The sequence below is a fragment of the Neisseria sp. HMSC055H02 genome, from assembly GCF_001813335.1.
In the GTDB taxonomy this organism is placed as follows: Bacteria; Pseudomonadota; Gammaproteobacteria; order Burkholderiales; family Neisseriaceae; genus Neisseria; species Neisseria sicca_C.
Genome location: NZ_KV812117.1, coordinates 134,148 through 147,660, shown reverse-complemented (window position 1 = coordinate 147,660; position 13,513 = coordinate 134,148). Strand labels below are relative to the sequence as shown.

The following is a 13,513-nucleotide window of genomic DNA, read 5'->3' as shown; positions in this document are numbered from 1 at the left end:
TGGTTATCATCACCTTAAAGGGGCAACATCATGAACCCATTACGCTTTTTATCGCTCTCCACCCTCGTCTTCCTGACTGCCTGCGCTGCCACGCCGGAGCAACTCGCCGCACGCGCACAGGCTCGAAAACAGGAAGAACAAAACCTGCAAATCCACTTGGCCGCCCAGTGTGACCCCGAAACCGCCCGATTGATACAAAAACAGTTCGAGCTGGCGGACAACCGCTCCGTTCAAACGACAGAACAGCAAAAATCCTTCCGCTTGAAATATATAGATAAAGTTTCCGACCCCATGTTCCAAGCCTGCTACAAAATGGCATGGCAAAACCACATCTCCCAGCAGCAACTCCAAGAAGCACGCTATTATTACAACTATTACGACCCTTGGGGCTACCCTTTTTACCGTCCGCCGTTTTGGTGGTAAAGACGACACAGGTCGTCTGAAAACATATTCAGACGACCTGTGGTTTATATAAACACCAAGAACGTTTACAATACCCGTCCGTTTACGAACCGCATAAATGACTCATGAAAATCTGGCTCGGTCAGCATCGCATGCCCGACTTCCCTCAGGGAAGTGCCGTTACCATCGGTAATTTCGACGGCGTGCACCTCGGACACAAACACATTCTCCAAAAACTCAAGCAAGAAGCCGATGCACGGGGGCTTCCAGTTGTCGTCGTTATCTTCGAACCACAACCCAAAGAATTTTTTGCCCGACAAACCGGTAAAAAACAGCCCTACCGTATCAGCCCTTTGCGCACCAAACTAAATTTGCTTGAACAAACCGGCTGTGTCGATGCAGTTTGGGTGCTGCGGTTTAACCAAACATTTGCCGATATGGATGCCCAAGACTTTATCAATCTGCTTTTACGCAAGACGTTGAATACGCGTTATCTGTTGATTGGAGATGACTTCCGTTTCGGAGCAGGTCGCCGTGGCGATTTCGAACTTTTGGCAGCACAACCTGATATTCAAACCGATCGTACCCCATCTGTTATCGTAGAAGACATCCGTACCAGCAGTACCGCCGTGCGTAATGCGCTTTCTGACGGACGATTAGACTATGCCAAAAAACTGCTGGGACACGATTACACCTTAAGCGGCAAAGTCAAACACGGTAAAAAACTCGGCCGCACCATCAACGCCCCCACCGCCAACATCCAACTCCCTCCCCACCATTACGCCTTAAGCGGGGTATTTGTCGTTGAAGTAGACGGCACTTTCACCACAAAACGCGGCGTGGCAAGTTTCGGATTCAACCCTACTGTCAGCAACAACCGCGCCCAAAAACTTGAAGTCCATCTGTTTGATTTCAATGAAAACATTTATGGACAACGCCTGAACGTCCGTTTTCTGCACAAATTACGCGACGAAAAAAAATTCGACAGTATCGCCGAATTAAAAGTACAAATCGAACAAGACATGAAAAATGCCCGACATTGGTCTGAAACATAAGTTTGGACAGCCATTACCATAATGGCATCCTACCAAGCAAATGCCTACCAAGGAGAAAAAAGCGGGGCTGCATAGCCTCACAAAAACGTATTAAATACAGCTTATTGTAAGCCTCCGACCATTGAATCAGATAAAGCATCATCTTCTTCCGCTGCAACCGTATATTTCTCTTGCGCCCATTCGCCTAAATCAATCAATCGGCAGCGTTGACTGCAAAAAGGTCGGTATTTACTCTCTTCATTCCATATCACCGGCGTTTGACAGGTCGGACATTTCACAATCGTTACTTCAGTCATTATTTGTTCCTTACAAATCATTTATGCTTTGTCTTTTGTTCAAGATATTTCACGTTAGGGCAATGATGTACCAAATTTCGAGTTGCCGGAATATCCCAAATAAAACCTATGCAAGTCCTGAATTTTTTTGGTCAATTCAGATAAAGTCCCTTCATTTTCTAAGACATCATCTGCATAGAGCAGCCGCGTTTTGCGGTTGGCCTGAGTGTTCATAATGCGCTTGATCTCTTCTGTATTCAAACCGCTTCTTTGCTGAACGCGAAGAATTTGGGTTGCTTCAGAAACGTCGATAACCAACACTCTATCGACAGCCGCTAAAAATTCCGGATTTTCAATCAGCAAAGGTACATCGATGATGCCGTATGCTGCGTTAGGATAGCGGGTTTTTGCCGATTTGATTTCATTTAAAATCAAAGGCAGCAACACCTCCTCCAATTCTTTTTTGGCTTGAGGTCGTCTGAAAACCAGATCCCTCAAAGCAGCACGGTTCAGACTGTTTTGGGTATGAAAAACCTTGTCGCCAAAAAGACGGCGGATAGCCGGTAATGCTATACCGTTATCCGCCGTCAGGTTTCGGCTCAGGGCGTCGGCATCAATGTGCGGGACGCCCAAATCAGAAAAGATTTTTGCTGCTTGAGATTTCCCGCTGCCGATACCACCCGTCAAACCTATCCATAAAGTCATATTAAAACCCTGATTCGGTCAGCCACCAAGTGACGGCACGATGTACCGGCTCGTTAGCTACCAGAATAATCCAGCCGGCAATAGCCAAACTCGGACCGAAAGCAAAATATTGTCCTTTGGCAACCCGTCCGATAATCGCTCCAATCAGACCAATTAACGCTGCCATAAAGACCAATACAGGTAAAATGCCGACACCAAGCCATGCACCTAGTGCGGCCAGCAATTTAAAATCGCCGTTACCCATACCGATTTTTCCAGTCAAAAGCTTATAGATAAAACACAACAGCCATAAGCTCATATAGCCGAAAACCGCGCCTAAGACGGCGGATTTCAATGGTACGAATGTGCCGTTCAAATTAAACAGCAAGCCTAACCATATCAACGGCAGGGTCAGGCTGTCAGGTAAATATTGAGTATCCGCATCGATAAAGGTCAATGCAATCAATATTGCAGTCAATATTAACCCACCGAATGCCGCCATCGTCCAGCCATATTGCCACGCCACTACGCCAAACAATATACCGGTCAATAATTCGATTAAGGGATAACGGATGCTGATGGACGTTTTACACGAACCGCATTTACCGCCAAGCATCAGATAACTGACAATCGGAATATTTTGCCAAGCCTTTACCGGAGCATGACACTTGGGGCAGCGTGAATCCGGTTTCATCAAATTGAATGGTTGCTGCTCTTCTTCCGTTAATTCAAGTTGCAAATGCTCTTTCGCAAACTGGGTCCAGCCGCGTTCCATCATGACAGGAACGCGATAAATGACAACATTAAGGAAACTTCCGATCAACAAACCAACAACGACAGATAATGGAATAGCAAATGGTGCTAATGTATCCAAAGACTCCAACATATTAACCTACTACGTTACCGAGGTTAAACAGCGGCAGATACATTGCTACCAACAATGTTCCGATGATGGAGCCTAAAACTACCATAATGATGGGCTCCATCAGTGAGGATAATTGTGCTACAGAGTTATCAACTTCATCCTCGTAAAACTCTGCAGCTTTATTCAGCATATCATCAAGGGAACCGGATTCTTCACCAATAGCGGCCATTTGAATAACCATATTGGGGAACATATCCGTACTTTGCATACTCGAAGTCAAAGAAAGACCTTGAGTAACTTTCGCACGAATGTCCTGTGTTGCCTCCTCATAAAGGATATTACCGGCTGCACCTGCTACTGAATCTAAAACTTCTACCAAAGGTACGCCTGCTGCAAACAAGGTGGAAGTGGTACGAGCCCAGCGAGCAATAGTTGCTTTACGGACAATTTGACCAAAAATTGGTAAACGTAAAACCATCGCATCTATACGTTTCTGGAAATTTGGTGATTTTTCATGTAGTTTATAAACACCAAAACAAATGGCAATAACCATAACAATCATCAGCCACCCATATTCCACGAATATTTTGGAAATATCCATAACAATTTTGGTTAAACCAGGCAATTCAGCACCCATTCCAGCATAAACTTTACCAAATTCAGGTAATACCCAACGCATCATTACGAAGATCAATGCTATTGCAACAACAACAATAGAAATTGGGTACGTCAGCGCAGTTTTCACTTTTTTCTTAATGGCTTGCGTTTTCTCTTTATATACAGCAAGTTTATCCAACAGGCTTTCCAAAACACCGCCAGCTTCGCCGGCCGCAATCAGATTGCAATAAAAACGGTCGAAATATTTTGGGTATTTGGCAAATGATTTACCTAATGCACTACCTTGTTCCACATCTGCACGGACTTGCATCAACATTTCAGTCATGGATGGGTTGGAGTGTCCGCGTGCGACAATTTCAAAAGCCTGCATTAAAGGCAGACCTGCTTTCATCATGGTGGCAAGTTGACGGGTAAAGACAGTGATGTCTTCCTGAGTAATACGACGCTTTTTAGTTGCCTTTACTTTACTGATACGTAAAGGGCGTATCCCGCGACGTTGGAGCTTTTTACGCGCTTCTTCTTCGTCTTTGGCGACTACTTCGCCTCGGACTAATTGATCCGTATTGGTATTTTTACCTTCAAACGTAAAACGTTTGCCTTTATTTTTTTGAGCGAATAAGCCTCTTTTTTGCTCTGCTTGAGCCATTTTGTTACCCCTTGGTTTAATGTTTAAGAATGAAGAAAACAAAAGTCCCCGTGTTTCTTCGATTCAATGGTTTAATCGTTAGTGTGAGCAATCACTTCTTCTAATGAAGTCAACCCTTGCATAACTTTTAATAAGCCTGCACGGCGTAAATCGACCATGCCTTCTTTATAGGCCATGTTCATAATATCAACTTCCGTGCCATTATTCATAATGACACGTTGCATTTCCTCGGTAATCGGCATTACTTCGTAGACACCGACACGGCCTTTGAAGCCTTTACCACGACAACTATCACAACCGACAGGACGGTAGAGTTTCCAATCCTTTGCTAAATCTTCATCTGTAAATCCTGCTTTTTTTAATGCGGGAACTGGAGGACGTTCAACCTCACGCTTACAGCTCGAACACAGACGACGCAATAGTCGTTGCGCCATAATTAAGCTGACGGAACTGGCAATGTTGAATGGGGCAACCCCCATGTTCAACATACGGGATAGGGTCGCAGGCGCGTTATTGGTATGCAACGTTGAAAACACCATATGTCCGGTTTGTGCCGCTTTGATGGCAATATCCGCGGTTTCCAAGTCCCGAATCTCACCTACCATGATAATGTCAGGGTCTTGTCGCAAGAAAGATTTCAACGCCGCAGCAAAAGTCAAACCTTGTTTGTCATTGACGTTGACTTGGTTGATGCCGGGCAAATTAATCTCGGCCGGGTCTTCTGCGGTGGAAATATTGACGTCTTCTGTATTTAAAATATTCAAGCAAGTATAAAGTGATACGGTTTTACCGGAGCCTGTCGGACCTGTTACCAATACCATGCCATAAGGCCGATGAATGGCCTCAAGCAGCATTTCTTTTTGGAAGGGTTCGAATCCCAGTTGGTCAATATTTAAAGTTGCTGCATCAGAATTCAGAATACGCATTACCACTTTTTCACCAAAAAGCGTAGGTAACGTACTTACACGAAAATCAATGGGGCGACCGTGTTTATGGAAAGCAATCTGAATACGACCATCTTGCGGTACGCGTTTTTCCGAAATGTCCAAACGCGCCATTACTTTGATGCGTGAAGCCAGCTGTCCGCGTACAGCAACAGGGGGTTGAACCACTTCCCTTAGCTGTCCATCTACACGAAAACGGACACGAGCCATTTGTTCATAAAATTCGAAATGTATATCGGATGCGCCTGCATTTAGCGCATCTGATAAGGTCTTGTGAATAAAACGTGGAATAGGCCCATCTTCAGCCTCTTCGTTGTCTATATAAAGCGCCTGAGAGGGCTGGGCAGCTTCTTGTTCTTCACTAATTTCTTTTAAGATGGTGGTAGAACGCTGTCCCAACCACTCAAGCAAAGAACCCAACTGATCATCCGGGACGACTACTAAATCAACTGTCACTCCCGAAGCAAAAGCTATTTTTTGAAAACTTTGAATTTGAGTAGGATCTGAAACCGCTAAATATACCTTTCGCCCACGACGGAAAATCGGAATACAGCGATTTTGAACCATCTGCTCCTCAGTTAAGACATCCATAACGATGTTGTTTCGTGGATAATAATGCAAATCTAATAGCGGATAACTAAAAACCCGCGCAACCAACTCGCCCAAAGACCTTGGGCTGATAATCTTATCCGCAAAAAGCATGGGCAAGATTTCCTGCCCCGTTTTCAATATGTTATTGTAATGCTCTGCTTGGGTGTTGTTGATTGCCTGGCTTTGAACCAAAACTCGTAATAATCCAATACTCATCGTTTACTATCCGTTTCTTATTTTCTCTTTTTTGCAAAGAGTACGCGTATTTTATCATTCATTATGCTTAAAACATATCGGGACGTTCCAATATCACCCAACTTTTCTTTTGATTGTGAAAAATATGACACAAACGCTCCTAGCCAAATTTTGAGGTATTATTATAGAATAACCACTGTCTGTGCAGAATCCCATTACGCTACTATTTAGACAGTCAAAATAACAAAACCGAGTTTTGCAAAATAACAAAACTCGGTTTTAATTTTTAAAATTAAAGTATTACTGTTATTGGCGGATACGTGTAGCAGGTGCAGGAGCCACTTCACGAATAATCACTTCACGAACTACTTCAGGAGCAGGCTTTTTAGGACCGCAACCTTCTGGTAACCAGAAGAATGATTGGGCATTTTTGTCTTTGTCAAACAAAATCTTGTATTGACAAGTTTTATGCTCACCATTTTCACGGTAATTGAACAAATAATCCCACTCACGAACACCATATAAGCCTTCTTGGAAATGAGGACGACCGATCAATTCGTAAATTTGGTCTTTATTCATACCTGCTTCGATTTGACGGACATTATCCCAATTCGGCCAAGTACCATGCTGAGTACCATCATGACGGAAGGTAGTTTTAGCAGGATCAGGCCATACAGGGTTATCAGTAGTACCTTCTTTGCTGACCTTGCTTAAATTACCACAAGCAGCCAAAGTCAATGCCGCGATAACCGGCAAAATGATTGATAATTTCATGTTTTTTTTCCTTTATCCTTTATATCGATATCATTCTTCAACTAGGGTCGTCTGAAACGACCACTCCCTCAGGCCTACCATTGATAGCCTACGCTACCACCCCAGTTTACGTCTTTACGTGTATTGACACTGACACCGGTTTTAACAGACCATTTATTGTTATCTGAGTTATGAGCATAACCCACGGCAATAGCCTGCTCATTGCGATAGCCACCTACCGCAGCAGAAACCATGCTCTTACCTGCTTCATTCGGACGTTGTAAGAATGCAATCGCAGTCGCACCGGCGATACCTGCACGCAAATCCTTATCCATATCATTCAAGCGGTTATCAATACCATTAACTTGATTTTGTAAATTGGTGATTGCAGTAGAGTTGCCTTGAGAACGTGCAGCAACTTGATACAGTTGGCTACCGTTAATAGCATCAGTACTGGTTGCATTAATACGTCCAGCAGCAACATTAGTGATAGTACGCTCGCCACCCGTATAGCCAACGCTAACGGTAGAACGGGGATTAGTACCTGCAAAACCACTATAAGATACGTTATTTACAGTTGCACTATTAGTGCCCACTGCTTCATCAGTTGTAGAACCTGCACCCAAAGCAACGGAACCCACATGAGAAGCTGTCGCACGGGAGCCAATCGCCACTGCCGAATTAGCAGAAGCTTTAGACTGCAACCCATAAGCCACACTTGACTGACCTGAAGCAGAAGATGCTGCACCTGTAGCAGTAGAATACATTGCAGAAGCTAGAGAACCAGTACCCAAAGCAGTAGCACCTTGAGCAGTTGCTTGAGCTTTTTGACCGGCAGCAGTCGTTGTATTGCCAAGTGCTTTCGCGCCTTGACCAAAGGCAGCAGCGGTAACACCATTAGCCTCAGCATAAGAACCAACTGCGATGGCAGATTCCCCTGCAGAAGTGGTACTGGTACCGATAGAAATACCGCTATGACCTGTTGCCGTTGTATTCACACCGATAGCCATACCAAAACGATCGGTTGCGCCATCGTTGTTATAGTTAGGACGTTGAACACCAGCATCACTACTGATACTAATGTAATTTTCAGCGGAAGCGGCAGATGCTGCAAACAAACCGAAAGCAGCAAACGATAGAGACATTGCCTTATTGAGCGGGGTAAAACGATTCATGTGTGCTTTGTGTTTCATATTTTATCTCCCTGATAAAAACACATAATGATAGTTATCGAAAAGACCGAACCAGAATGATATATGTTTTGCATATTATGATTGACAAATATTTGCCGTTTATCTAATATACATGCCACTTATCTGACACTTACAAAAAAATGTAACCGATTCAATCCATCTAAAACAAATAAATCAGTACAATCAATATACTGGATCGATTTAGAATCCAATTAATCTATACATAATTGCATTATATTGGACTAGCTGTCTTCTCATTTATTATTTTTTTTTATCATGGCTTAACGCGTTCTCTATATTATTAATTATTAACAGTATTGTTCGTTATGAATATATAACTCAGAACATATTAACAATTGAAATTAGTAGAAAAATATATAATATCCTGCAATTTTGTGTCTAATTTTCATATAAAAAGCAATTTAAATTTAAAATAAAACAGAAATTTGCCAATAAAGTTTTTGAAGGCTATTTTTTTCTAAAGAATAATTTCCATACATATAACCACAAATTCTCATCTGTTATATCTATAACCCTGACTTTCACACATCTTTTTACTACTGAAATATGTCAAAAAAGTGTTGTATTTAGACAAATATCATCTTTTTTACAGATGATGATCCTACTGATTTCATCAATCTTATCTAAACATACCTATTTCCACCAACTACAATATCAAGTATTTCAAAATCACAAGCCTTTCTTTTCAGCTATTTTCATTAGCTTTTAGCTTTGGGACTGCTCATCCCGTCCTGTTTTAGATTGAATCGTCTATAATCTCTCCTGATACTTTTTTCATACGCCCCCTTACATCTTGGAATACCACTATGATGATACGTTGGTTATACAATCAACTTTGGCATATCGCTCCTTTGTTTATTCGCTGTTATCTAAAAAAGAGAGCTGAAAAATCAACATCCTATTTGGAACACTGGGATGAAAGATTCGGCAAAAAAATGAGCAATCCGCTGCAACATCCGATTTGGATTCACGCCGTTTCTGTCGGGGAGACCCGTGCAGCTCAGCCACTCATCGAAGCATTACAGAACCATTTCCCAGATGCCCCTTTATTACTGACTCAAATGACACCGACCGGAAGGCATACGGCGCAAACCCTATATCCCAATGCGCAATGCCGCTATATTCCTTACGACAAACCAGAATGGGTTGGGCAATTTTTAACCGACCATGCCCCTCGTTTCGGTATTTTGATGGAAACAGAAATTTGGCCGAACCTGATGCATATGTGTGCTGAAAAACAGGTGCCGCTTTTTCTTGCCAACGCCCGCCTGTCTGAAAAATCGCAACGGGGATATTTGAAAATACGCGGCTTGGTTGAGCCTGCTATGCGCATTTTGAGCGGATGCTTTGCCCAAACTGCCGAAGATGCAGAACGGTTGCACTTGATTGGAGCTTCTAATGTCCACGTCTGCGGCAACACCAAGTACGATGTATCGCCTCCCGAAGGGATGAAAGCACTTGCAGCCGCATTTAAAGAACGGATCGGTAACCGCCCTGTCGTCGTGTGTGCCAGTACCCGTTTCTATAAAGGTCAGGATGAAGCGGAAATGTTGCTTGACGCATGGAAACGCTATAAAGGGGATGCACTGCTGGTGATTATCCCTCGACACCCCGAGCGTTTTCAGACGACCTTTTCCCTTGCGGAAGATATGGGCTACCGTGTGCAACATCGCAGTGATAACCTTCCTGTCGACAAAGAAACGCAAATATGGGTCGGAGACAGCATGGGAGAACTGTTTGCCTATTATTTGGCTGCGGATATTGCCTTCGTCGGCGGCAGCCTTGTGGATGCGGGTTGTCAGAATGTTATCGAACCGATTTCCTGCTGCATTCCGACCTTATTCGGTTGTTCAACCTACAATTTCACCACTGTATGCCAAGATGCGATCCGGGCAGGGGCGGCAGAACAGGTTGTTTCTGCTGAAAGATGGTATGAAAAAACCACATCATGGCTTGCCTACCCATTAGAAAAAGAACGTTGCTCCCAAAAAGCCCTTGAGTTTGTCGGCAAGCACAAAGGAGCAAGCAAACGCATGGCGGACCAAATCGCAAAAGCAGTCATCCGCCAATAAGTTATCCATCCTTCTTATTGCTAAAAGGTCGTCTGAAACACGATAACCCTCGTTTCAGACGACCTTTTCCCATTGCCCCCATCAAAGAAAAACCGTTCCGACAAATGAAACGATCGGAACGGTTTGCATAATGATATTAATGAACTACTTAGCGATAGCGATTTCCGCGATGAACTTGGCTGCCGATAACCCCGCCCAATGCCGCGCCACCCAAAGTAGCACCGGTATCGCCGCCAATCAGGTTACCTGCTACACCACCCAATACTGCGCCGGCAGCGGTATTGCGTTGGGTTTGGTTCATATCTGCGCATGCACTCAAAGAAGCGGCGATAGCAATCAAGGTAACGGTTTTAGTCAAAGCCTTTTTCATGTTGTATTCTCCATCAGTAGGTTAAACAATACGCAGGCAGTATCTCACAAGGTTTCATTAATATGTCTTCTGATAAGTAAAGACTGTTTAAACTACGATAATTTACCCGTAGACCACCCTGAAGCTCTTGTAAATAAACAATTTATACAAAACAAAAACAAAAGTCGTCTGAAAAACTGTCTGTTTTTACCCACACACAGACTTTTCAGACGACCTCTTTTTCGCCACACAAACCGATTTAAGGCGCGACCCGTTTACGGTTTGCCGCAGCCAAAAGCGCGAGCATTTCTTCGGTGGTATCCCAGCCGATGCAGGCATCGGTAATGCTTTGCCCGTAAACCTCGGGCTTGTCCTGTCTGCCTTCAACCAAATGGCTTTCCACCATCACGCCCATAATATTGTCTTCGCCGTTTTCCAGTTGCGCGGCAACATCTTGGGCAACTTCCATCTGCCGTCTGTAATCTTTACGGCTGTTTGCGTGGCTGCAATCGACCATCAGCTTGGGCGACAAACCCGCTTTTATCAATTGCTCCGCCGCCGATTTGACGTGTTCGGTACTGTAATTCGGCTCTTTGCCGCCGCGCAGGATAACGTGGCAGTCGGGATTGCCGCCGGTATGCACAATGGCGGAATGCCCCGCTTTGGTTACAGACAGGAAGTGATGCGGATGACTTGCCGCGCCAATCGCGTCGATGGCGATTTTCAGATTGCCGTCCGTACCGTTTTTGAAACCGACCGGACAAGACAGGCCGCTGGCGAGTTCGCGGTGTACCTGACTTTCCGTCGTCCGCGCACCGATCGCGCCCCAAGAAATCAAGTCCGCGTAATATTGCGGCGTAATCATGTCGAGGAACTCCGTCGAAGCGGGCATACCCATATTGTTCAGCGTCAGCAGCAATCTGCGCGCCTGACGCAGGCCGTAGTTGATGTCGAACGTGCCGTCCAAGTGCGGGTCGTTAATCAGACCTTTCCAACCCACCGTTGTACGCGGTTTTTCAAAATACACGCGCATCACAATCAGCAATTCTTTTTCATATTTCTTGCGCAACACCAGCAAACGTTCGGCGTATTCCAAGGCGGCTTTGGGGTCGTGGATGGAACACGGACCGATAATCACCAGCAGGCGGTTGTCCTTGCCGTGAACCAAATCGGCGATTTCATGCCGCGTGCGGTGTACCAGCCCCGCCGCTTCATCAGAAATCGGCAGCTCGTACAAATGGGCAATCGGCGGCAGCAGCTCTTTGACTTCTCTAATCTTAATATCGTCGGTAGGGTGTTGTTTGGTCATTGTTATTGCTTTCAAATTCAGATAAATCGGAGCATAGATTACCTTCTTTACCTGTTTTAAACAAGCCTTCTCTCAACTATTCAGCAATTTTATTTCAAAAAAACAATTTTTACGTATTTTAAAGCATTAAAAATTATAAAATATAAAAATATAAGCAATAATATTTCCATCAATTAAATCTAAAAATCAAAATTGCCGACAATCCTCCCACCTGATGCTTCTTTAGTATGTCTAATATAATCAAATTTAAATAACAAAAACCCAGACAATAAAAATACTCAGTATAACCGGATAGCAAACCCAACTCCGTATCATATATATATGATATAGCCTCTACCACTGCATATTCCCTAACCGCAAGCAAGCCAAGCCCACCTGAAATCCGTTAAAATACCGCATCCTTATTTTCAGACGACCTCAAACCATGTTGGTACTTGGAATCGAATCATCCTGCGATGAAACGGGCGTTGCGCTTTACGATACCGAACGCGGCCTGTTGGCGCACCATCTTCACACCCAAATGGCGATGCACGCCGAATACGGCGGCGTTGTCCCCGAACTTGCCAGCCGCGACCACATCCGCCGTGTCGTGCCGCTGACGCAGGGCTGTTTGCAGGAAGCGGGCGTTTCCTATGACGACATCGATGCCGTCGCCTACACCCAAGGGCCGGGCTTGGGCGGCGCGCTTCTGGCGGGTGCGGGCTACGCCAACGCTTTGGCGTTTGCCTTGAACAAACCCGTCATTCCCGTCCACCATCTCGAAGGCCATTTGCTCTCCCCGCTTTTGGCGGACGACAAACCCGAATTTCCGTTCGTCGCCCTGCTGGTTTCGGGCGGACATACACAGTTTATGGCGGTGCGCGGCATCGGCGATTACACGCTGATGGGCGAAAGCGTCGATGACGCGGCAGGCGAGGCGTTCGACAAAACAGCCAAACTCTTAGGTTTGCCGTATCCCGGCGGCGCGAAGTTGTCCGAACTGGCGAAGCTGGGCAACCCCGATGCCTTCTCGTTCCCGCGCCCCATGCTCCATTCGCACGATTTGCAGATGAGCTTCTCTGGTTTGAAAACCGCCGTTCTGACCGCCGTCGAAAAAGTCCGCGCCGAAAACGGCGGCGAAATTCCCGAGCAAACGCGCAACGACATCTGCCGCGCGTTTCAAGACGCGGTGATTGACGTCCTCGCCGTCAAAGCCAAAAAAGCCTTGTTGGATACCGGATTCAGAACTTTGGTCGTCGCAGGCGGCGTCGGGGCAAACTGGAAGCTGCGCGACGAATTTTCCCGCTTAAGCGTCAAACAGCCGTCTGAAAAAGGCAAACCCAAGCCTAAGGAAGAAAAAATCAAAGTCTGTTTTCCGCCTATGGAATACTGCACCGACAACGGCGCGATGATTGCCTTCGCCGGCGCGATGAGGTTGCAGGAGCGGCAGCCCGTCGGCGCGTTCAACGTCAAACCGCGCTGGCCGCTGTCGAATATTGTGAAATAGTGTGCGGCAAAGAAAAAAGGTCGTCTGAAAACCCAAACCCAAGTTTTCAGACGAC

General features: G+C 45.2%; 13 protein-coding genes. 4 read left to right on the top strand and 9 right to left on the bottom strand.

Annotated features, from left to right (window positions below):
* Window positions 1-30: 30 nt before the first annotated feature.
* Together HMPREF2907_RS09830 and ribF are read left to right on the top strand one after the other, a co-directional pair.
* A complete protein-coding gene (locus HMPREF2907_RS09830; RefSeq protein ID WP_045074216.1) occupies window positions 31-423 on the top strand; it encodes a hypothetical protein in 393 nt (130 codons plus the stop codon).
* A gap of 104 nt (window positions 424-527) precedes the next feature.
* Window positions 528-1,457, top strand: a complete 930-nt coding sequence (gene ribF / locus HMPREF2907_RS09825; RefSeq protein ID WP_070682565.1) for a bifunctional riboflavin kinase/FAD synthetase — start codon at window positions 528-530, stop codon at window positions 1,455-1,457.
* A gap of 101 nt (window positions 1,458-1,558) precedes the next feature.
* Here ribF and yacG read toward each other — a convergent pair whose 3' ends face one another.
* From yacG to HMPREF2907_RS09790, 7 genes are all read right to left on the bottom strand, one after another.
* Window positions 1,559-1,753 carry a DNA gyrase inhibitor YacG gene (yacG, locus tag HMPREF2907_RS09820; protein WP_070682564.1) on the bottom strand — a complete coding sequence of 65 codons (195 nt, stop codon included), beginning with the start codon at window positions 1,751-1,753 and terminating at the stop codon, window positions 1,559-1,561.
* 54 nt (window positions 1,754-1,807) lie between these two features.
* Window positions 1,808-2,437, bottom strand: a complete 630-nt coding sequence (gene coaE / locus HMPREF2907_RS09815; RefSeq protein WP_049226375.1) for a dephospho-CoA kinase — start codon at window positions 2,435-2,437, stop codon at window positions 1,808-1,810.
* Window position 2,438: 1 nt separating this feature from the next.
* A complete protein-coding gene (locus tag HMPREF2907_RS09810) occupies window positions 2,439-3,302 on the bottom strand; it encodes a prepilin peptidase (RefSeq protein WP_070682563.1) in 864 nt (287 codons plus the stop codon).
* Window position 3,303: 1 nt separating this feature from the next.
* On the bottom strand, window positions 3,304-4,545 hold the full coding sequence (locus tag HMPREF2907_RS09805; protein ID WP_039863289.1) for a type II secretion system F family protein: 1,242 nt from the start codon (window positions 4,543-4,545) through the stop codon (window positions 3,304-3,306).
* Between the two features lie 71 nt (window positions 4,546-4,616).
* Window positions 4,617-6,296: a type IV-A pilus assembly ATPase PilB gene (gene pilB, locus HMPREF2907_RS09800; RefSeq protein ID WP_070682562.1), complete on the bottom strand. Its 1,680-nt coding sequence runs from the start codon at window positions 6,294-6,296 to the stop codon at window positions 4,617-4,619.
* A 285-nt stretch (window positions 6,297-6,581) separates the two neighbouring features.
* A complete protein-coding gene (locus HMPREF2907_RS09795) occupies window positions 6,582-7,049 on the bottom strand; it encodes an outer membrane protein assembly factor BamE (RefSeq protein ID WP_070682561.1) in 468 nt (155 codons plus the stop codon).
* A 74-nt stretch (window positions 7,050-7,123) separates the two neighbouring features.
* Window positions 7,124-8,221, bottom strand: a complete 1,098-nt coding sequence (locus HMPREF2907_RS09790; protein ID WP_070682559.1) for a YadA family autotransporter adhesin — start codon at window positions 8,219-8,221, stop codon at window positions 7,124-7,126.
* An 830-nt stretch (window positions 8,222-9,051) separates the two neighbouring features.
* On the opposite strand from HMPREF2907_RS09790, the gene waaA reads away from it, so the two are divergent.
* The gene (gene waaA / locus HMPREF2907_RS09785) at window positions 9,052-10,314 is read left to right on the top strand and encodes a lipid IV(A) 3-deoxy-D-manno-octulosonic acid transferase (protein ID WP_070682575.1); all 1,263 of its coding nucleotides are present in this window, start codon (window positions 9,052-9,054) and stop codon (window positions 10,312-10,314) included.
* A gap of 148 nt (window positions 10,315-10,462) precedes the next feature.
* On the opposite strand, the gene HMPREF2907_RS09780 is transcribed toward waaA, so the two are convergent.
* A complete protein-coding gene (locus tag HMPREF2907_RS09780) occupies window positions 10,463-10,684 on the bottom strand; it encodes a glycine zipper 2TM domain-containing protein (protein ID WP_070682557.1) in 222 nt (73 codons plus the stop codon).
* Window positions 10,685-10,922: 238 nt separating this feature from the next.
* On the bottom strand, window positions 10,923-11,972 hold the full coding sequence (gene aroG, locus HMPREF2907_RS09775) for a 3-deoxy-7-phosphoheptulonate synthase AroG (RefSeq protein ID WP_070682556.1): 1,050 nt from the start codon (window positions 11,970-11,972) through the stop codon (window positions 10,923-10,925).
* A 424-nt stretch (window positions 11,973-12,396) separates the two neighbouring features.
* Here aroG and tsaD point away from each other — a divergent pair, with 424 nt between their 5' ends.
* On the top strand, window positions 12,397-13,458 hold the full coding sequence (gene tsaD, locus HMPREF2907_RS09770; RefSeq protein WP_070682554.1) for a tRNA (adenosine(37)-N6)-threonylcarbamoyltransferase complex transferase subunit TsaD: 1,062 nt from the start codon (window positions 12,397-12,399) through the stop codon (window positions 13,456-13,458).
* The last annotated feature ends 55 nt before the right edge of the window (window positions 13,459-13,513 follow it).